General features: G+C 69.2%; 20 protein-coding genes and 2 pseudogenes. 13 read left to right on the top strand and 9 right to left on the bottom strand.

From position 1 onward, the window contains the following. Positions 1–10: 10 nt before the first annotated feature. Entirely contained in the window at positions 11–289 is a 279-nt protein-coding gene (locus tag IT359_03535; GenBank protein MCC6928044.1) for a hypothetical protein, read from the top strand. A 173-nt stretch (positions 290–462) separates the two neighbouring features. Here IT359_03535 and IT359_03530 read toward each other — a convergent pair whose 3' ends face one another. Genes IT359_03530 through IT359_03520 form a run of 3 tightly spaced genes read right to left on the bottom strand, consistent with a single transcriptional unit; the run spans position 463 to position 3,659 of the window. Beyond that, positions 463–1,842, bottom strand: coding sequence for an amino acid permease (locus IT359_03530; protein MCC6928043.1), 1,380 nt, complete (start codon positions 1,840–1,842; stop codon positions 463–465). Continuing rightward, positions 1,835–3,022, bottom strand: a complete 1,188-nt coding sequence (locus tag IT359_03525) for an aminopeptidase P family protein (protein MCC6928042.1) — start codon at positions 3,020–3,022, stop codon at positions 1,835–1,837. Before IT359_03525 ends, IT359_03530 begins: the two co-directional genes overlap by 8 nt. 4 nt (positions 3,023–3,026) lie before the next feature. Then, positions 3,027–3,659, bottom strand: coding sequence for a hypothetical protein (locus IT359_03520; protein ID MCC6928041.1), 633 nt, complete (start codon positions 3,657–3,659; stop codon positions 3,027–3,029). A gap of 69 nt (positions 3,660–3,728) precedes the next feature. On the opposite strand from IT359_03520, the gene IT359_03515 reads away from it, so the two are divergent. The 7 genes from IT359_03515 (at position 3,729) to fabF (ending at position 9,502) form a co-directional block, all read left to right on the top strand. Then, positions 3,729–4,526, top strand: a complete 798-nt coding sequence (locus IT359_03515; protein MCC6928040.1) for a DUF92 domain-containing protein — start codon at positions 3,729–3,731, stop codon at positions 4,524–4,526. 124 nt (positions 4,527–4,650) lie between these two features. Beyond that, complete coding sequence (locus IT359_03510; GenBank protein MCC6928039.1) at positions 4,651–5,115, top strand: hypothetical protein; 465 nt, start codon at positions 4,651–4,653, stop codon at positions 5,113–5,115. A gap of 29 nt (positions 5,116–5,144) precedes the next feature. Beyond that, complete coding sequence (locus IT359_03505) at positions 5,145–6,398, top strand: FAD-dependent monooxygenase (GenBank protein ID MCC6928038.1); 1,254 nt, start codon at positions 5,145–5,147, stop codon at positions 6,396–6,398. 42 nt (positions 6,399–6,440) lie between these two features. Beyond that, positions 6,441–6,920: a flavin reductase family protein gene (locus tag IT359_03500; GenBank protein MCC6928037.1), complete on the top strand. Its 480-nt coding sequence runs from the start codon at positions 6,441–6,443 to the stop codon at positions 6,918–6,920. Between the two features lie 21 nt (positions 6,921–6,941). Next, positions 6,942–7,631 carry a methyltransferase domain-containing protein gene (locus tag IT359_03495; protein ID MCC6928036.1) on the top strand — a complete coding sequence of 230 codons (690 nt, stop codon included), beginning with the start codon at positions 6,942–6,944 and terminating at the stop codon, positions 7,629–7,631. Positions 7,632–7,682: 51 nt separating this feature from the next. Further along, positions 7,683–8,264: an SRPBCC family protein gene (locus IT359_03490; GenBank protein ID MCC6928035.1), complete on the top strand. Its 582-nt coding sequence runs from the start codon at positions 7,683–7,685 to the stop codon at positions 8,262–8,264. After that, on the top strand, positions 8,261–9,502 hold the full coding sequence (gene fabF, locus IT359_03485; GenBank protein MCC6928034.1) for a beta-ketoacyl-ACP synthase II: 1,242 nt from the start codon (positions 8,261–8,263) through the stop codon (positions 9,500–9,502). Before IT359_03490 ends, fabF begins: the two co-directional genes overlap by 4 nt. A gap of 69 nt (positions 9,503–9,571) precedes the next feature. Here fabF and IT359_03480 read toward each other — a convergent pair whose 3' ends face one another. From IT359_03480 to IT359_03470, 3 genes are all read right to left on the bottom strand, one after another. Continuing rightward, positions 9,572–10,114, bottom strand: coding sequence for an inorganic diphosphatase (locus tag IT359_03480; protein MCC6928033.1), 543 nt, complete (start codon positions 10,112–10,114; stop codon positions 9,572–9,574). A 39-nt stretch (positions 10,115–10,153) separates the two neighbouring features. Then, positions 10,154–11,188, bottom strand: a complete 1,035-nt coding sequence (locus IT359_03475; protein MCC6928032.1) for a LacI family DNA-binding transcriptional regulator — start codon at positions 11,186–11,188, stop codon at positions 10,154–10,156. A gap of 212 nt (positions 11,189–11,400) precedes the next feature. Next, positions 11,401–11,703, bottom strand: a complete 303-nt coding sequence (locus IT359_03470; protein ID MCC6928031.1) for an STAS domain-containing protein — start codon at positions 11,701–11,703, stop codon at positions 11,401–11,403. 376 nt (positions 11,704–12,079) lie between these two features. On the opposite strand from IT359_03470, the gene acs reads away from it, so the two are divergent. Then, the gene (acs, locus tag IT359_03465) at positions 12,080–14,044 is read left to right on the top strand and encodes an acetate--CoA ligase (protein MCC6928030.1); all 1,965 of its coding nucleotides are present in this window, start codon (positions 12,080–12,082) and stop codon (positions 14,042–14,044) included. A 162-nt stretch (positions 14,045–14,206) separates the two neighbouring features. Next, positions 14,207–14,617: a hypothetical protein gene (locus IT359_03460; GenBank protein ID MCC6928029.1), complete on the top strand. Its 411-nt coding sequence runs from the start codon at positions 14,207–14,209 to the stop codon at positions 14,615–14,617. 176 nt (positions 14,618–14,793) lie between these two features. Here the strand turns inward: IT359_03460 and IT359_03455 are convergent, their stop codons facing one another. Continuing rightward, on the bottom strand, positions 14,794–14,988 hold the full coding sequence (locus IT359_03455) for a 30S ribosomal protein S21 (protein MCC6928028.1): 195 nt from the start codon (positions 14,986–14,988) through the stop codon (positions 14,794–14,796). Positions 14,989–15,118: 130 nt separating this feature from the next. Continuing rightward, positions 15,119–15,331, bottom strand: a complete 213-nt coding sequence (locus IT359_03450) for a cold-shock protein (protein ID MCC6928027.1) — start codon at positions 15,329–15,331, stop codon at positions 15,119–15,121. A 279-nt stretch (positions 15,332–15,610) separates the two neighbouring features. Here IT359_03450 and IT359_03445 point away from each other — a divergent pair. Both IT359_03445 and IT359_03440 read left to right on the top strand, forming a co-directional pair. Continuing rightward, positions 15,611–17,233 (top strand): annotated as a pseudogene (locus IT359_03445) (DEAD/DEAH box helicase). Positions 17,234–17,251: 18 nt separating this feature from the next. Beyond that, a pseudogene (locus tag IT359_03440) lies at positions 17,252–17,656 on the top strand (DbpA RNA binding domain-containing protein). Positions 17,657–17,737: 81 nt separating this feature from the next. On the opposite strand, the gene IT359_03435 reads toward IT359_03440, so the two are convergent. Continuing rightward, positions 17,738–19,006, bottom strand: coding sequence for a FecR domain-containing protein (locus IT359_03435; GenBank protein MCC6928026.1), 1,269 nt, complete (start codon positions 19,004–19,006; stop codon positions 17,738–17,740). A 203-nt stretch (positions 19,007–19,209) separates the two neighbouring features. Here IT359_03435 and IT359_03430 point away from each other — a divergent pair, with 203 nt between their 5' ends. Next, complete coding sequence (locus tag IT359_03430) at positions 19,210–20,103, top strand: hypothetical protein (GenBank protein ID MCC6928025.1); 894 nt, start codon at positions 19,210–19,212, stop codon at positions 20,101–20,103. Positions 20,104–20,125 lie beyond the last annotated feature (22 nt).

Here is a 20,125-nt window from a genome sequence, read left to right as displayed (position 1 = left end):
GAGCATCGCCATGCATCACCACATCCCCGAAGACTTCCCGGTCGGCACGGACGAGTTCCTCTCGGTCCGCATCGCAGGCGGATCGGGGCGGGCCGAGCGATTCCTCCTCATCGGCCGCCCGTTCGACGGACAGGTCCGCGTCCGAGAGTGGAGTACGCATACCTACAACACGGCGGGCGATGACTTCGAGATCGAGCCGGCGGCGCTCCTCGAAGACCTGGAAACGTCCTACGCGGCGGGGCTGGGGCTTCAGCCGGAGATCTACCAGATCCGGCTCTGGCTCTCGTAGCGCGTTGCGAGGGACCGAGCGCCTGTCCAAACGAACAGCCTAACGTGGCAAAGGGGGCAGTCCGATCGGATTGCCCCCTTTCTCATAGGTCAGTCGCCTAGTTGACCGATCGGACCAGAATTTCTCCTTGTCGCCGCTGTAGCTAGCCAACTGCCGCCGATCCACTCGGTCAGTCAACGCATATCGCCCGCTACACGACTGCCGTTTCTCCTGCTGAACAATCGGTGAACGAAAACGCCCACCACCAGCATCACCGTTCCGGCCGCTGACGTCCGAGGTGCAGCGAGGAAGGCGCTCAGCACTCCAAAACCCGCCGCGACCACAAAGAGCGCCGGAACGATCGGATAGCCCCACGCACGGTACGGGCGCCGAGCCTCCGGGCGAGTCCGCCGAAGCTGGAAGACCGACGCCGCCCCGAGGCCGAAGAAGATCCAGTCGGCGAAGACCACCCCGCTCAGGAGGTCGCCGATCCCACCCTTGGTGGCAAACAGGAGCACCAGCGCCCAGCCGCCACACAGGGTGATGGCGATGTGCGGCGTCCCGAATTGGGGGTGCACCCTCCCGACCGACTCGAAGAAGACTCCGTCGCGCGCCAAGGCGTAGGGAATGCGCGCGTTGGCCAGGATGGCCACGTTCACGAAGCCGAGGATGGAGATCATCGCCGCGATGGTGATGAACGACGCACCGGCCGACCCCACGAGCCGGGAGGCGGTGTCGGCAGCGACCGCCTGGCTCGCCGCCAACCCGTCGCGCCCGAGAGCGTGCAGGTAGACGGCGTTGGCCCCCAGGTAGATCGCGATCACGATGAGGATCCCGATGAACAGCGCCTTGGGGATGGTGCGCTCGGGATCCCGAATCTCCCCGGCGACCATGTTCATCTGCTGCCACCCGCCAATGGTGAACAGGACGGCGACGAAGGCCGCGGCGAACCCTGTCACCAGCGACTCGCGCGGAGCCGGTGCGTTTGGCACCGGGAGCGGCGCCCCGATTGACGTCCAGAGGACGAAGCCGCCGACGATTAGTGCGGCGAGCGCGGCGATCTTGGCCGCGGTGAGCACGTTCTGGAGCGCCGCCCCGGGGCGAATGCCGAGGATGTTGGTGAGCGACAGGACGATGATGGTAGCCGCCGCGACGCCGATGGGCCCACCCGCAGGGGCAAGGTCGACGAAGCGCCCCAGGTAGCCGGCAAAGCCCATGGCAACCGCGGCGATGGCTCCCGAGGCAATGCTCAGGAGGTTCATCCATCCATACAGGAAGGCGGGGAGCGAACCGAAGGCGTGGCGGATGTAGACGTACGGTCCGCCGGCGTCGGGGAGCATGGCCCCCAGTTCCGCGTACGTCAGCGCGCCGGCGAGTGCCAGGAAGCCGCCCAGCACCCAGACCGAGAAGATCGTCGTCGCGTTGGGGAGCGCGCGCGCCACCTCGGCGGGGGTGAAGAAGATCCCGCTCCCGATGATGCCGCCGACGACGAGGAGTGCCGCGGAGAAGACGCCCAGTTCGCGCCGGAGTTGGCTTGCGTCCGTGGTCGGCGCCGCGCCTCCGGCGTCAAGCAACGATCAGCTCGCGCTGGATCTCGACCGGTGTGACGACGAGGGCGCCGTCGCCGATGTAGGCGTTGACCTCGGTGCGGAGCCCGACATCGCCCGGGAAGTAGACACCGGGTTCGATGGAGAAGCCGACGCCGGGGATGAGGAGGCGTTCGTCGCGCGTCTCGAGGTTGTCGAGGTTGGGGCCGGAGCCGTGGATCTCGCGCGAGTCGATCGAGTGGCCGGTACGGTGCGTGAAGTAGTCGCCCAGCCCGGCCTTCACGATGACGGCGCGCGTTGCATCGTCGACGTCGGCGCCGCGCACGTCGCGACCGGCGGCGATTTCGCGCTCCAGGAGCGCGATGGCGGCGTCGCGCGCGTCGCGGACCACGTTCCACAGTTCGACGACGCGCGCGCTCGGCGCGCCGATAATGGCCATCCACGTCTGGTCGGCATACGGGCGGCCGGCCTCGCGCGCCCACAGGTCGATGAGGACGACGTTGCCGACGGTGATGACCTTGGGATTGTCGGCCGAGGGGGCGTAGTGCGGATCGGCGGCGTTGGCGCCGACCGACACGTTAGGCGGCGAGTAGGTCTCGAGGCCGGCGCGGGCAAAGGCGTCCATCATGCGGGACTGCAGCACGTGCTCGGCGATGGGGGTGCCGGCGCGCGCCATGGAACCGGCGTGCAGGAAGGCCTCGTGGGCGATGCCGGCGATGTGTTCGGCGGCGCGGCGATGGGCCAGGAGGTCGTCGTTGCTCCAGCAGGCGTAGAAGCGCGACACCAGCTCGCTCGAGGAGACCACCGTGGCGCCGGCGGCGCGCACCATTTCCAGCGTGCCGGCGGGGATGCGATCGAGATATGGGACGGCATCGCCGGCCGAGTACTCCATCGCCACGCGCTTGTCCCCAACGATCTCGTGCAGGAGCGATTCCAGCGCGCGCCAGGACGAGTAGCGTTCGCGCCGCCAGCCGGCGGGCCACCCCTTCCACGCTCCCTGCTCGATGTTGTGCGTGATGGCGACCGGGACCCCGATGCGCGGCACGAGGACAAAGATGCGCCGCGACAGGTGCAAGTGCCCGAAGCCCAGGAAGTCCTGCGCGATGGGGTTGGTGCCGCGGAAGTCGTAGAGCAGCCAGCCATCGAGCCCGGCATCGGCAATCGCGCGCTGGATCTCGGGGAGCGACTCGGGGCTCAGGCGAGGCATGGGATCACTCCTGCTGGGCGGAGGTGGGTTTCCATTCGGCGCGCCAGGCGCAGGCGCCCTCGCCGCGCGAGGCGCAGCGGACGTGCTCCACCGCGCCGACGCTGTTGACGAGAAGGCGCAGCAGCTCCTTGAGGCTGGCCTCATAGTAGGTGCAGCCAACGGAGCGCGGCGCGGTGTCGAGCGTCACCGACTTGTCGACCTCGAGATATACATGCGCCCCTACACGGGAAATGCGCCCGAGCAGATAGCGGCGCGCCAGGCGGCGGGAGTGCGACAGGGCGAGCGGGCGCGCCAGGAAGTTGGGGAGGAGCCGCATCAACCCGCGCGAGAAGCCGCCGATGGTCTGGTACGACTCCGTGGCCATGTGCCGCCCCGCCACGCGAAAGACCGCCTCGGCATCGGGGCGCCGCCCGAGGAGCGTCGCCAGCCCCACCGCCTCCTCCATCGAGGTGCGTTGCCCCCGCTTGACGGCCTCGGCGAAGCGCCGGATCTGCATGTAGACCGTCTCGCTGAGCCCCAGGCGCTTGTTGCGCAGGTCGCCGACGAGTTCCGCCTCGAAGTCCTCGACGGGGCTGTCGACGTGGCGGACGGCTTCGAGGAACGAGAGCGGGAGGAGGGCGTCGACCGTGTCGGACATATGGATCGAGCGAAGCTAACGGCCCCTGTGACCCCGTTCAAGTAATTTGCGTGCGCCCAGACACGCCGCATGACGCTTCTCACTCGAACCCTGGCCGGACTCGCGCTCGCCGCAGCCATTGCGCTGGCGGCGCGACGCGCGCGCGCACTCACCCCGTCGGGTGCGTGGAGCGCGTTGCTGGTCGGGACGGTGGCAACGGCCGCCGGGTGGGGATGGTGCGCGGTGCTCCTCACCTTCTTCGTTCCGTCCACGCTCCTGTCGCGCTGGCGTCGCGCCGCCAAGGAGCGCGTCACCGGCGGCATTGTCGACAAGGGGGGCGAGCGCGACGCGTGGCAGGTGATTGCAAACGGCGGCGTCTTTGCGCTCTGCGCCGTTGGGGCGATCGTCTCGCCGGCGCCACAGTGGACGCTGGCGGGGCTTGGCGCGCTGGCCGGCGCCACGGCCGACACCTGGGCCACCGAGATTGGCACCGCGATAGGGGGCGTGCCGCGCACGCTGCGTGGATGGCGCCCCGTTCCCCCGGGTACATCGGGGGCGGTGACGACCACTGGCACGCTCGCCATGATCGCCGGGGCGCTCGTGCTCGGAACCGTTGCGCATCTCGGCGGCTTCGATCTACAGGTAGTGGTGTCGACCACGCTCGGCGGGATTGGCGGCGCGCTGGCCGATACCGTGCTGGGTGCCACCGTGCAGGAACGGCGCTGGTGCTCGCACTGCCGCGAGGCCACGGAGCGGCGCGTGCACGACTGCGGCCGCGAGACGCAACGGCGCAGCGGCGTGGCGGGGGTGGACAACGACGTCGTGAACCTAACGAGCAGCCTGGCGGGAGGCGTCGTGGCGCTCCTCGCCGGCGGGGTGTGGGGATGACGCGCGCGCTGCCGTCAGGCGCAATTGTTTCGTCTGGAACGTGGAACCCGAGCGTGCGAGGAAACGAGCCATGATGCGCCGCGCGATCGTTGGCACCTGGCGAGCCATGAGGCCGAGGAGCGTCGTGCGCGCGACAACCGCGCGGAACGCGGCGCGCGCAACAGCGCTCGCGAGTGCGCTCACGTTCGCACTCACGCTCACGCTCACGCTCAGCGCGTGCGATGGCCCTGGCATCGCGTCGCCGCGCCGCGTCACCATCGCCACCACCGGCACGGGTACCGGCGCACTCTCCGTGGTCGGCAGCTGGCGGCGCGTCGTCTTCTTCATCGACGACTTCGGGCTCTCACGTTCGTCGGAAACGACGTGGCAGTTCGGGAGAGACGGCACGGCGGTGCGCGTCCAGGTGGCGCGCAACTACTCCTACGGACTCGCCGACGTCCTCGTGAGCGCCGGCCGCTACCGCATGGAAGGGACGCGCGTCATCATCGACCTCACGTCACCCTCCACGACGCAGCTCAGCTACGACGTGCGCCGCACCGGCGACCAGCTCGAGATCGCGGGACAGCTATACCTGCTGGTGACCTCGTGACGGCGAGCGCCGTGCGGGCAACAGGGGGCATGCCTATCGGCGCCCCCGCCCTCCGCACGCGCGACGCCGAGGTGCTGGTGGTCGGCGGTGGCCCCGCCGGCTCGGCGACCGCCTGCTTCCTTGCACGCGCCGGCGTCGACGTCTGCATCCTCGACCGCGCGCGCTTCCCGCGCGACAAGCCGTGCGCCGAGTACCTCTCGCCGCAGGCGTCGCGCATCCTGGACGAGATGGGGGCGCTGGAAACGATCGAGCGCGCGGGGGCGGCGCAGCTGCACGGTATGCGCGTGCGCGCCCCGAATGGCGCGGTGATCCACGGCGAGTTTGTCGCCTCGCACGGATTCCGCGGCTTTCGCGACCGCGGCCTCGCCCTCCCGCGTCGTGAGCTCGATGCCATCCTGCTGGATCGCGCGCGCGCCGCCGGCGCCCGCGTGGTGGAAGGGGCCAAGGTGCGCGATGTGCTGCGCGCGGGCGAAGGGCGCATCGTTGGCGTGGAAGGCAACATGGATGGGGGGCGGCGCAGCTGGCGCGCCGAGCTCACGGTTGGCGCCGACGGACTGCACTCGGTGGTGGCTCGGCGGCTGGGCCTAACGAGCCGCGGGCGCTTTCCCCGGCGCGTGGCCGTGGTGGCGCACTATGGCGGTGTGGACGGCGTGGGGCGCTTCGGCGAGATGCACGTCGAACGGGACGGTTACCTGGGGCTGGCCGACGTGGGGCGCGGGCACACCAACGTGGCGGTGGTGGTGCCGCAACGCGACGCGCGGGCCATCGCGGGCAACGCGGGCGCCTTTCTCGACGCATGGATCGCCCGCCACGCGCACCTGGCCGCACGCTTCGCGCACGCCACGCGCCTAACGACTCCGCGCGCCACGGGCCCCTTCAACCAGCGCGCGCGCCGTGCCTGGGCCCCCGGGAGCGCCCTGGTCGGCGACGCCGCCGACTTCTTCGACCCGTTCACCGGCGAGGGGATCCACACCGCGCTGCACGGCGGCGAACTCCTCACCCCCTACGCATTCGAGGGGGTGCGCGCCGCCACGCACCGCTCGCGCGACATTGCCCTCGCCGCCTACGACCGCGCGCTGAACGACGTGCTGCGCGGCAAGCGCATCGTGGAACGCGCCGTGGGCACCGCCGTCGCCTATCCCGCGTTGTTCAACCGGGCCGCGCAGGTCCTCTCGCGTCGTCGCGACATGGCCGACCTTCTCGTCGGCGTCACGGGCGACTTTGTCCCGCCGCGTGAAGTGCTGCGCCCCGGCTTCCTCTGGCGCCTGTTCACCGGCGCCTGACGACTCACTCCGCCGTCCATGGCGGTGCTCCTTCGTCCCGACATGCCCCTCGATTCCGATCTCTTTCGCAGCGTACTGGGCCGCTTCGCGTCAGGCGTCACGGTCGTGACCACCCGCGATGCCGCCGGGCACGACCATGGCATGACGGTGAGCGCCTTCACGTCGCTGTCGCTCTCGCCGCCGCTCATCCTCGTCTGCATCGATCGCCACGCGTCGATCTACCAGCCGCTCCGCGAGGCCGAGTGGATCGCGGTGAACGTGCTCAGCGCGTCGCAGGAGGCACTCTCGCGCCGCTTCTCGCGCACGGAGGCCGAGGCGCGCTTCGACGGCATCGGCTTCTCGCGCTCGCGGCGCGGCGCGCCGGTGCTCGACGACGTCCTCGCCGTGCTCGAGTGCCACGTCACGGCGCGTCACGACGAGGGCGACCACACGATCCTCGTGGCCGAGGTGGAAGACGCCAACGCCCGCGACGAACGCCCGCTCCTGTACTACCGCGGCGGCTACGCGCAGTTGGAGCGCTGAGCGCGCCGCGCGGCCATTCGCATGCTCACCCCCCGCCGGCATCTCGGCCCCGAGATCCTCGACCAGCGCGACCTGCCGTTGCAGCTGCGAACCCGGTCGCACCGCGACATCGCGATGGCGAACCGCCTGTTCGGGGGGACCCGTGCGCTCCTCGCCGCACTCGGCGAGTGCGCCCACGCCCTGCCGCGCGCCGCATCGTTCCTCGACATCGGGACCGGAACGGGTGAGGCCACCGCGCATGCGCGCCACTTCGGGGAGGCGCACGGCATCGCGATGCACACCATCGCCCTCGACCTGGATGCCTCGCTGGCCCGCGCCGCGCGACGGCACGCCGACGAGGGCGTGTGCGCCTCCGCGTTGCAGCTCCCGATGGCCGACCGCAGCATCGACATCGTGTCGTGCCACCAGGTGGCGCACCACTTCGAGGGCGCGGCGCTGGCCAGGCTGCTGGGCGAGATGCACCGCGTGGCGCGATGCCGCGTCATCGTGAGCGACCTGCGCCGTAGCTGGATAGCCGCCGGCGGGTTGTGGGTCGCGTCGTTTGCCCTCGGCTTCCACCCCGTCAGTCGCCACGACGGTGTCGTCTCCGTGCTGCGGGGCTTCACGGTGCCCGAACTGGAGTCGGTGGTGTATGACAGCTGCGGCGTCCGTCCCGAGGTCCGGCGGCGCCCCGGCTTTCGCCTTACCGCCAGTTGGGCGCCCACTGCCTGACGCGCCGTCCCAACCTCTCCCCCTCTCCCACTCTCCCTAAACGCCCGCCGCATGCGCGAACCGTTCTCGTTAGGCCCGCTCCCCGCGGGACGTGCCATGGAGACCGTGGACGAACGCGTCGTGCGCGCAGGCGTCGCCGAGATCTTCGCCCTCGCTCGCCAGGTCGAACACTGGCCGGCGTACCTCCCGCACTACCGCTTCGTCCGCTTTCGCGACCGCGCCCAGGGCGGCGGCGGGATCGTCGAGATGAGCGCCAACCGCCCCTTCGGCGTCCTCAACTGGCCCACGTGGTGGCTATCGGAGATGGAAGTGGACGAAGGGCGACCCGCGATACGCTTTCGCCACATCGGCGGCATCACGACGCGCATGGACGTGGAGTGGGGCTTCGAGGCGTTACCCAACGGCGAAGGAACACGCGTGCGACTGGTGCATGCGTGGGATGGACCGCACTGGCCGCTCATCGGCATCTGGGCCGCCACCGTCGTCATCGGGCCCGTCTTCGTGCACGGCATCGCGACGCGCACCCTCGAGGGGTTGGCGCGTATCGCCGAAGGTCACCTCGCTCCACTCCTCGCACGCGCCGACTTCCTCGCCGAGGCGCGCGCGAACGCCTCGCGCTCGCCACTCACATGAAGGGGCGTCGCGTCGTCGTCACCGGCATCGGCGCCATCACGCCCATCGGCACCACGCGTGACGGACTGTGGAGCGGGCTTGCCGCGCGGCAATCGGCCGTGCGCGCGCTGTCGCGCTTCGATCCCTCGATCTTCCGTTCGCACACCGCGGCGGAAGTGAACGACTTCGTGGCCAGCGATCACATCGAAGCCAAGCGCGCGCGGCGACTCGATCGCTTCGGGCAGTTCTCCGTGGCCGCGGCGCGCATGGCGCTGGAGGACTCCCAGCTCGACCTGGCGCGCGAGGACCGGGAGCGGGTGGGGGCGATGATGGGAACGGCGCTCGGCGGCGTGGGCTACGCCGAGGAGCAGCTTGGTGTCTTCCTGCGCCAGGGGCTGCGCGCCGTGGATGCCACGCTCGCGCTTGCCGTCTTTGGCGGTGCCTCCAGCTGCAACATCGCCATCGAGTTCGGCGTGCAGGGGCCCAACAGCACCAATGCCATGAGCTGCGCCTCGGGGACCATCGCGATCGGAGACGCCTTCCGCCAGGTGCGCGACGGGTATGCGGACGTGATGATTGCCGGCGGCGCCGAGGCACCGCTCGCCCCGCTCTGTTACGGCGCCTTTGCGCTCATTCGCGCCATGTCGACGCGAAACGACGATCCGCTCCGTGCCTCGCGCCCCTTTGACCGGGACCGCGATGGCTTCGTGATGGGCGAGGGGGCGGCGGTGCTGGTGCTGGAGGAGCACGATCGTGCCGTGGCGCGCGGCGCCCCGATCTACGCCGAGGTCCTGGGCTTTGGCCAGACCAACGACGCGCACCACATGACCGCGCCGCGCCCCGACGGGAGCCAGGCGGCGCGCGCCATGCGCCTGGCCCTGGCCGACGCGCAGCTGGCGGCACACGAGCTGGGCTACGTCAACGCGCACGCCTCCTCGACACCACTCAACGACCCTACCGAGACGCAGGTTATCCGCCAGGTGCTGGGCGAGCGCGCGGCGACGGTCCCGGTGAGCGGGACCAAGGGGTACTACGGGCACGCGTTAGGCGCGTCGGGGGCGATCGAGGCCGCCATCTGCGCCCTGGCGCTGGAGCGCGAGTGGCTCCCGCCCACGGTGAACCTGGAGGCGCCTGACGAGGCCTGCGCCCTGGCCCACGTGGCGAGCGAGGGAGTCTCGGCGCGCGTGGAACACCTCATCAGCAACTCGTTCGGCTTTGGCGGCATCAACGCCGCCCTCGTGATGCGGCGCTGGCGCTAGCGCCGCACCCGTGATGCGGCGCTGGCGCTAGAGCCGCACCCGTGATGCGGCGGTGGCGCTAGCGCCGCACTACGGTCCCTGCGTGAGGTAGCGCGCCGCGTACCGCACGATCGAATCCTCGATCACGCGCATCGCGACTTCGCTCTTCTCCCAACCGACGATCTGCATGCGCTTCCCCTCCAGGTCCTTGTAGATCTGGAAGAAGTGCTCGATCTCGTCCAGGTAGTGCCGCGGCAGGTCGGCGATGTCGTAGTACTCGTGGTGCAGCGGATCGTGCGAGGGGACGGCGAGAATCTTGTCGTCCGGTTCGCCGCGATCGAGCATCTTGAGCACGCCGATGGGGCGCGACTGGATCTGGCAGCCGGGAAAGGTCGGCTCGTCGATGCGCACGATGATGTCGAGAGGATCGTTGTCCTCGTGCAGCGTGCGCGGAATGAAGCCGTAGTCGCCAGGGTAGTGCACCGCCGAGTAGAGGACGCGGTCGAGCTTGAAGAGCCCCGACTCCTTGTCCAGCTCGTACTTGTTGCGGCTCCCCTTGGGGATCTCGATGACTGCGGTGACCTCGTCTGGCGGGTGCGGGCCAGGCGGGAGATCGCGCCAGGGATGGATCATGCGGATGTCACGCTACGTGTTGAACGTTGGTGCGAGCGCTCAGGCGCGCCCGGCGTTGGCCTGCCGCGCCTCTGCGGGCGGAGGGGCGCACGAATCGCGCACCACCAGGTGCGTGGGAAGACGCTCGTGGCGGCGCTCCGAGGTGGGCTCGCCCTTGAGCGCCGCGATGAGGCGCGACACGGCGCGCTCCCCCATCTCGAAGACCGGGACGTGCACCGACGACAGCGGCGGCGACAGGTAGTGCGCGAGCGGGATGTCGTCGAAGCCGACCACGGTGATGTCGTCGGGAACGTCGAGCCCTGCCTCGTGCACCGCCGCCAGCCCGCCGATCGCCATCGAGTCGTTGGCGCAGAAGATCGCCGTGGGGCGCTCGTCGAGCGCGAGCAGTTCCTGCACCGCACGGTGCCCCGACGCTTCGCTAAAGTCGCCTTGCGCCTCGTAGCGCGCGTCGAGTTCGATCCCCGCATCCAGCAGCGCCTGCCGGTAGCCCTGGAGACGCTCGGCGGTGTCGAAGTGCCCCTTCTCCCCCATGACCATCGCGATGCGGCGATGCCCCAGGGCAACGAGGTGGCGAACCATCGCCGCGGCGCCACTCGCGTTGTCGATCGCGATCACCTGGTAGTCGCTGTCACCCGCCTCGCAGGAGAGGAGGATCACCGGGAGCGACGGCGGGAGGTTCTCCACCAGCGTGCGCGCATCGAAGTGCGGCGACATGGCAATGACGCCGTCGGTGCGGCCACGCATGGCCCGCATGGCCCCCTCCATCTCGTTGCGCCGGTTGTGCGAGCCCGAAAGGAGAAGGTGATAGCCGTGCTGCTGCGCCGTCTGGTCGATCCCGCGGATCATCTCGGAGAAGAAGCCGCCGTAGAGATCGGGAAGGAGGACGCCGATGGTGTTGGTCCTGGAGGTGATGAGCGAACGCGCGCCACCGTGCGGGACGTAGTGCAGCGCTTCGGCCGCCTCGTGGATGCGCTCCGCGGCCGCGGGACTGACGGGGCCGCTCTTGTTGAGCACGCGTGATACCGTTGCCACCGACACACCCGCCCGCCGTGCGACGTCCTTGATCGTGACCATCAGAGGAGAAAGCGATCCGCGAGGATGACGGCCGGCGCGGGGCCGAACCGGAAGGAAAACATGTCACGAGGAATCTGGTCCCCTTTGACCCCGTTGCAAACCCGGAACCGGGGGAAATCCAACAAGAAGCGCCCGACGCAGGAGGCGCGGGCGCGACGAGGTGGCGCGATTCACGTGCTCGGCCGCCACAGGGCGGCCGGTTTGGCGCGGTCTCAGGCGAACTCGAAGAGCGGCTCGAGCTTGGTGAGCGTGAGGAGTGAGCGGACGCTGCTCTGCGTGTTGAGGAGGCGGGTGGTGATGCCGCGCTCGCGCGCCCGTTTCTGGACCAGGACGAGGATCCCGAGCCCGCTCGCGTCCACATCGCGCGTTTCCCCCATGTCGATGGCGAGGAGGGGGGTCCCGCTCTCCCGGGCGCGCTCCAGCGAATCGAGCGCGGCGCAGCGGAAGTCGACTCGCGTCTCCGAGACGAGGCGCGAGGGGGCGAGAATCAGGTTCGATTCGACGACTGCGGTCATGGGATGACTGGACGAATGAGGGGCCGTTCGTACCGGGGCACCAATCGTCGTCCCGGACGGCGGTGATGATGGCGAACAGCGTGCCAGCGCGCGCCAGCAGTGGTGAAACCGTTGCCGTGGCGTGACTTGCCTGATTCATGGCGGCGCCGGCGGCGGCGCATGTGGTCGGCAAATCGCGGCAGGCTCTCCACTCTGCCGTATCGACCGTACCGCGCCCGAACTCCATGGCGCGCCGTCGCGCTTTTCCGGTTGCACATCCACGCTCACCTCCCCAGAATCGGAACGCTTGGCGCTACTCGGGGACCTCCCGAAGCGCCACGCCCTACCGCTCACGCCCCGGCGCGCGGCGAGTCTCCCGAATCCGACCGCTTCCGTCATGTCCGACATCGACGTTCTTCTGCAGGAGAACCGGAAGTTCCCGCCCAGCGAGGACTTTGCCCGGAACGCGCACGACCGCTCTCCCGAGGTCTACGAGCGCGCCTCCGCCGACTACGAGGCTTTCTGGGCCGAGCAGGCGCGCGCGCTGGACTGGTTCACGCCGTGGCACACGGTCCTGGACTGGCAGCCGCCGCGCTCTCGCTGGTTCCAAGGCGGGACGCTCAACGTCGCCTTCAACTGCGTGGACCGGCACATCAACAGCGCCAGGCGCAACAAGGCGGCGATCATCTTCGAGGGCGAGCCGGGCGACCGTCGCACGATCACCTACTGGGAGCTGTACCAGGACGTCCAGAAGTTCGCCAATGTCCTCAAGAAGCTCGGCGTGCGTCGCGGCGACCGGGTGGGGATCTACCTCCCGCTCATTCCCGAAGCTGCAATCGCGATGTTGGCGTGCGCGCGCATCGGGGCGATTCACTCCGTCGTCTTTGGCGGCTTCTCGCCCGAGTCGCTGCGCGATCGCATGAACGACGCCGAGGCCAAGGTCGTGATCACCGCCGACGGCGGCTATCGACGCGGGCAGATCGTCCCCCTCAAGCGCAACACCGACAAGGCGCTGGAGGAGGTTCCGTCGGTGAAGCACGTCGTGGTCGTGCAGCGGCGCACGTCGGGGCCCATTGGCGAGGCCTACGTGGAGATGGAGGAGGGGCGCGACCACTGGTACCATCGCCTCATGCAGCAGGCCGACGCCTCCTGCCCGGCCGAGCCCATGGAGGCCGAGGATGTGCTCTTCATCCTCTACACATCCGGAACAACCGGGAAGCCCAAGGGGATTGTGCACACCACCGGGGGCTACCTCACCGGTGTGGCGTACACCACGCGGCACGTCTTCGACCTCAAGGAAGAGGACGTGTTCTGGTGCACGGCCGATGTAGGGTGGGTGACGGGACACTCGTACCTGGTGTACGGCCCGCTGGCCAACGGTGCCACCTGCGTGATGTATGAAGGGGCCCCCGACTGGCCGGAGAAGGACCGCATGTGGGAGATGTGCCAGCGGCATGGCGTCACGATCTTCTACACCGCCCCCACGGCGATACGCGCCTTCATGAAGTGGGGGGCCGACTGGCCCGCCGCGCACGACCTGTCGCGCTTGCGCTTGTTAGGCAGCGTGGGCGAGCCGATCAATCCCGAGGCGTGGATCTGGTACCACACGCACATCGGCGCCGGGCGCTGCCCCATCGTCGACACCTGGTGGCAGACGGAGACCGGGGCAATCGTCATTTCCCCGCTCCCGGGCATCACGCACACCAAGCCGGGATCGGCCACGCAGCCGCTTCCCGGCTACTTCGCGCAGCTCGTGGACGCCAAGGCGACGGAGATCACCGTGGGCGGAGGGCTCCTCACCCTCACGCGCCCGTGGCCGTCGATGTTGCGGACCATTTGGGGTGACGACGAGCGCTATGTGGAGACGTACTTCTCCAAGTGGCCCGGCCGCCCCGACCTGTACTTCGCCGGCGACGGCGCCAAGCGCGACGAGGATGGCTACTACTGGATCCTGGGACGCGTGGACGACGTGTTGAACGTGGCCGGACACCGCATTGGGACGATGGAGGTGGAGAGCGCGCTGGTGGAGCACCCGACCGTCGCCGAAGCCGCGGTGGTGGGAAAGCACCACGAGCTCAAGGGCCAGGCGCTTGCCGCCTTCGTCACGCTGCGCACCGGGCACCACCCCAGCGGCGAGCTACGCGACGAACTGCGCGATTTCGTGGCCCAGAAGATCGGCGCCATCGCGCGCCCCGACGACGTGCTCTTCAGCGCCGACCTTCCCAAGACCCGCTCCGGCAAGATCATGCGGCGCCTCCTGCGCGACATCGCCGAGGGGCGGGCGCTGGGCGACACGACTACGCTCGCCGATCCGGGTGTGGTGGCGAGATTGAAGGATCAATACGAGTCGCAGGAGAGCTAGGGGCGGACGGGGGACGGGGGACGGGGGACGGGAGTGCGCGCGGGGCCTTGGCATGGGCGACGCGGGGCAGAGACGTTATCGTGTAGCAAGCCACCGTCCCCGTAGCTCGCACACCCCCCGCACCACGCACCACCGAACTCCCGTCCCCCGTCCCCCGTCCCAATGCCCTCCTTCCTCCGCCGAATCTTCCCCGAATCCCTCTTCCCCCGTCGGCTGGACGAGGGGGCGGAGCGGCGGATGCGCCTGGCGCAGGCGCGGGCGGAGGATGCAATCATCGAGACGCACGTGCGCAACGCGCTCATGTTCATCGACACGCTGTCGGAGGACATGCCGTTCGACCGCGCGATCGACACGTATGTGCGGGTGATGGGAGTTCCGGAGCCACTGGCGTCGCTGGTGGCAACGCGCGTCCTCGTCGAGCTGGGCGAGGAGCTGGTTCCGCGGCGCGCCTTGCGAGCCAAGCCCACGCGCGACGTGGCGTTGCCGGTGGGGAGCGACGTCGACCCGGACGCGACGGTGATCGACCGGCCAGCGTTGCGCCTGAGCGACTCGGCGGCTGCAGCTCGGCGCTAGTCGTGGTTCCAAACCGGTAGCCGCGCCATCACTGGCGCAATGCGCCGGGGCTGCGGCTACCGGTTTGCCAGCCACCTTTGGGTCACCGCGAGGAGGAGCGGGAGTTCGTCGTGCCCGCAACGACGAAACCCCCGACCCAAACAGGGGCGGGGGCGAAAGACGGGTCGACTACCGAGTTACTCTGACGGGCGGGGCTTTTGCCGGGCGCGGCGACGGGCCGCGGCCGACTTGAGCTGGCGCGCTTCGCTGGGCTTCACGTAATGCCGCTTGCGGCGCAGCTCCTTCAGGATGCCGGACTTCAGGACCTTCTTCTTGAAGGCCTTGAGGGCCCACTCCAACCGATCGCCTTCGTCGAGCTTGACTTCAATCATGATGGATTACTCGATGGGAACGCCGCGGCTGCGGCGACGGTGACTCGTCTTTTCGCTTGAAGTGGCGCCCCGGCCGCTGGGCGGCCGGGTCGCCGATGGGGGGCGGGGTATCGCCCCCCGACTGGCCGGGTTAGCGGCCGAGCTTCACGACGTTCTCAGCCGCCGGGCCCTTCTGGCCCTGCACGACTTCGAACTCCACGCGCTCGCCCTCGGCCAGGGACTTGAAGCCCTTGCCCTGGATGGCGGAGTGGTGGACGAAGCAGTCCTTCTGGCCGTTCTCAGGGGTGATGAAACCAAACCCCTTGGCGTCGTTGAACCACTTCACGGTGCCGGTGATACGCATTGCCGTACTCCTAGGTGTTGTTGTGGTCGGAGTCCGGTGATGCCGTACTTCCCGATCACTCAAGTGAATCGTGGACCAACGCCCCCACGCCGGGCCGCACCATGAATCCGCCAGCGAGCCTGGTCGGAACAGCGGATGCGCCAAACAGAAAAGGGACCACCGCGAGAGCGAGGTCCCATGGTCTTCACGGACTGACTGCAACTTGCCCTACTGCCGAACGCTAATACTACGGCTGGTCTTACCATCTGTCAATAACGAAGAGAGCGACTAGCTTCCGTCATGACTCCTCGTGCCATTTCTGCCCCCCCTGTTTCGCTCGAGACCGTCCTCGCCGCGGAAGCGGATGTCGTCGATCCGGACACCCGCACCGACGACGCCACGGAGGGGTTTGCAGCCCTCGGCCTCGATTCGCGCCTCCTTGCCTCGCTCACGGCGCTGGGGTACGAGGAGCCGACGCCGATCCAGCGCGCCGCAATCCCCGCGCTCCTGACGGGGGGCGATGTCCTCGCCCAGGCGGCCACCGGAACCGGAAAGACAGCGGCGTTTGCACTCCCCCTTCTCCACCGCCTCTCGCCCAACGCGCCGGCGCGCGAGCGGACCGCCGCCCTGATCCTCGTCCCCACCCGCGAACTCGCCATGCAGGTGGCCGAGGCGGTGCACCGCTATGGCAAGCCGCTCGGCGTCCTCTCGCTCCCCATCTACGGTGGAGCGTCGATGGAGACGCAGCTTCGAGCCCTCAAGCGCGGGGTGGACGTCGTGGTGGCCACGCCGGGGCGGGCGCTGGACCACATCCGTCGCGGCAGCCTCTCGCTCGACGCGGTGAAGACGGTCGTGCTGGACGAGGCGGACGAGATGCTCGACATGGGCTTTGCCGAGGACCTGGAAGCGATCCTCGAGGCCACGCCCGCCGAGCGGCAGACGGCGCTCTTCTCCGCCACGCTCCCGCCGCGCATCGCCACCATCGCCTCGCGGCACCTGCGTGACCCGGAGACGATCAAGATCGATCGGGAGCCGGTGGCGGCGGGGAAGGCGGCGAAGGTTCGTCAGGTGGCGTACATCGTCCCGCGCGCGCACAAGATGGCCGCGCTGGGGCGGGTGCTCGACATCGAGCATCCGACATCGGTCATCGTCTTCTGCCGCACGCGCACCGAGGTGGACGAACTCACCGAGACGCTGAACGCCCGCGGGTATCGCGCCGAGGCGTTGCACGGCGGGATGTCGCAGGACCAGCGCGATCGCGTGATGAAGAAGTTCCGCGCCAACAAGACCGACCTCCTCGTGGCGACGGACGTTGCAGCTCGCGGGCTGGACGTGCAGCACGTCTCGCACGTGGTGAACTACGACGTGCCGTCGGCGTCGGAGTCGTACGTGCATCGCATCGGGCGCACGGGGCGCGCGGGGCGCGAAGGGGTGGCGATCACGCTGGCCGAGCCGCGCGAGCACCGCCTGCTGCGCAACATCGAGTTCCTCACGAAGTCGAAGATCGAGATCGCCCAGGTCCCCACGGTCGCTGACCTGCGCGCCCGCCGCCTCGAGCTGACGCGCGCCTCGCTGCGCGAGACGATCCTGGGGGGCGAGCTGGATGCCTATCGCGTGATCGTGGAATCGCTGGCCGAGGAGTTTGACCTGATGGACGTGGCGGCGGCGGCGGTGAAGCAGATCGAGGCACGCGAGGGGGCGCCTGACGAGGAGGAGATCCCGGCGGCCGCGCCACGCCGCGAGCGCCCGACGCGCGCGGATCGCACGAGCAGCGCGGCTCGCACGAGTCGTGCGGATCGCGCGGAGGCGGCGCCGCGCGGGGAGCGCGCCGGTCGCAAGGAGTGGGCGCCACGCAGCGAGCGCGCGGAGGGCTCGGCGGAGCGGAGTGCGTGGACGGGAGAGCGTGCCACCAAACGACGCGATGCCGATCGCGACGCCACCGAGCGTGGCAGGTACGAGAGCAGCGACCGCGGCGACCGCGGCGACCGCGGCGACCGCGGCGACCGCAGTGAACGCAGTGAGCGTGGCACCCGGCGCGCCGCTGGCGCGGGGCGCGACGAGTCGTTTGGCCCGCCGCGCAAGCACAAGCGGAGCCAGGGGCCCACGTGGGACGTGGCCCGTCTCTACATCGGTGCCGGGCGCACGGCCAAGGTTCGACCGGCCGACCTGGTGGGGGCGATTGCCAACGAGGCGGGGATCGACTCGCGCGCCATCGGCGCGATCCAGATCTCCGATCGCTTCTCGATTGTCGAGGTGCCGGACGAGGTGGCCGACGACGTCGTTGACGCGCTGCGCAGCTCGACGATCAAGGGGCGGAAGGTCCTCGTCAGGCGCGACCGGGCGTAGCAGCACGTCGCAACGAAGTCGCCCGGTGACACCGCGTTGGGTGCCACCGGGCGTGCATCGGACTGGCGTGAGGCGCGGCGACTACTTCTTCGCCTTCACCGTTCCCTTGTCGTACAGCGTCATCGTCTTGTCGTCCCAGCCAAACTGCATGTTGCCGGACTGCTCGAGGTCGGCGATCATGTCCTTGGACGAGTCGAGCGAGGCGTCGATCGAGACCTTGCGTTCCATGAGCGACTGGTCCGACGGGACGAGCGCGATGCCGTACCAGCGGCGCGTCTGCTCGAGCGCCTGGCGCAACGTCTTGTCGACGACCACGAGGCGGCCGGAGGTCCACGCGGTGGTCTCGTCGACCTGCGCCTGCGAGGCATCGGTGATCTCGCCGGTCTTGCTCACCGTCACCGCCTTGCCGGCACCAACCGACCTCACTTCCTTCGCCTTGTCGCCGAACCGGACGTCGACGGTCCCCTCGTCGACGCGGACCAGGGCGGAGGAGCTGGCGGTGTCGTAGTTCACCACGAAGGCGGTCCCAGTGGCGATCACGGCGGCATCACCGACGCGAACCTCGAACGGGAGCGACTGTCCCGACGCCACCTCAAACGATGCCGTGCCGGTCACGCGGACGGCGCGCACCTCGGTGTTGAAGCCGGGCGGGATGAGGAGCTTGGAGTCGGCACCGATCTTGGCCTTGGTCCCGTCGCCCAGCGTCATGGAGCCCACCTGCCCGAACTTGGAGATGATCTCCTGCGAGTCGGCATGCTTGAGGAAGCGCGATACCTTCTGCGCGGGTGACTCGCGGAAGATGGCCCACAGGAGCGTTGCCACGACGAAGACGGCGCCGCCAAAGTAGGCCAGCGTGACGAGCGGCGAGCGACGCTTCCCCACCGCCGCCATGTGCTCGGCGGCGTTGTGACGCGACATCTCGGCCTTGGCCGCACTGGTGATCGACGCATCGGGGGGCGGCGCGTGCAACGCCGCGGCAACGTGCTGCCACACCTCGTCGGCCGTGGCCGGTGCGCCGTTGTGACCCTTCTTGACGTGGACCCCTTCGTGCGCCTCGAAGCGGTGCAACGCGGCCTTGCGCCCCTTCTCCCGCAGGGCGCCATCGTGAACGGACTTGCGAAGGAATGCCTCCAACGCGGCCGACGACTCGAACGAGGCGCGCTGTTCCCAGGCCCTAAGGACCGAAATCTCCACGACCTTGGGAGCCGCTGCGGCATCATCGAAGTTGGCCTTCGCCTCCTCGATCAATGCATCGAAGTGCTGGCGAAAGAGACGCTCGAACGACTTCTCGTCTCCCTTGCGCACACCATCGAGCACGTCGTTGGAAATGGGGGTAAACGTCGCGGGCATGGCGATCTCCGTTCAGGGATGGAAAATGCTGTTACCAGGGTCCGTCTTTGCGCCAGAGGGTGCAACGAGGGTTTCTCCCCGGAGCGCTCCGGGTGATCCCTGACGAGCGGGAGCTTTGGACCGATCGGGCCAAGTGCCAATGGCTGCTTGAGATCGGCGCACCGCCCCTCTCGGATGTCAGTGGATACGGTAGATTGGCGCCAATGTGCGCCGACCGCGATGCCTCGGAGAAGGCCGCCGCCATCCTGGCCGCGGACCCCGACTACCTCGTGCTGCGCCGACTTCCGCGGCGCGCGCGGTACGCCGCCGGAGCGTGCAACGACGTGCGCCGGGCGCTCTATGTCGACGTCGAGACCACCGGCCTGGAGGTGCGCAGCGACGTCATCATCCAGTTCTGCGGCGTTCCGTTCGACTACTCATCGGCAACGGGAGAGGTCCACGAGGTCCATCCCGCCATCACCTGCTACGAGGACCCGGGGCGCCCCATTCCCCCCTTCGTGGTGGCGAAGACGGGGATTACCGACGAGATGGTGGCAGGGCAACGGCTGGATGACGCGGCGATCACCGCCGCGGCGCGCGAGTCGGTCCTCGTCATCGCGCACAACGCGCCCTTCGATCGCGGCTTCCTGGACCGGCGCCTCCCGGTTTTTGCCGACAAGCACTGGGCCTGCTCTCAGCAGGACGTGCCGTGGGCGAGCCAGGGCTTCGACTCGGCAAAGCTCGAGTTCCTGCTGTACAAGCACGCCCGCACCTTCTACGAGGCGCATCGCGCCGACGAGGACGTCTACGCCGGGATCCATCTCCTTGCGACGCCGTTCGAGGACGGCGTCGTCCCGATGCGGCTCCTGCTGGAGAACGCGCGCCGCCCCGTGTGGCGCGTGTGCGCGACGGGCGCCCCCTTCGAGTCGAAGGACGCGCTCAAGGCACGTAGCTACAAGTGGAACCCGCAGAAGTCGGTGTGGTGGCGCGACGTCCCCGACGCCGAGCGAGCAGACGAGGTGAGATGGCTGGAGGAGGCGGTGTACAAGCGACCGGATGCCACGCCTTTGGTCGAGAAGATCGACCCGCGCCGCCGCTTCGCCACCGACCGCACCTAACGAGAAACGCCGCCCCCATCGA

This window comes from Gemmatimonadaceae bacterium (assembly GCA_020852815.1).
Classification (GTDB): Bacteria; Gemmatimonadota; Gemmatimonadetes; order Gemmatimonadales; family Gemmatimonadaceae; genus SCN-70-22.
Note: the sequence above shows the minus strand (reverse complement) of the source record. Positions and strands in the feature narration are given on the sequence as shown.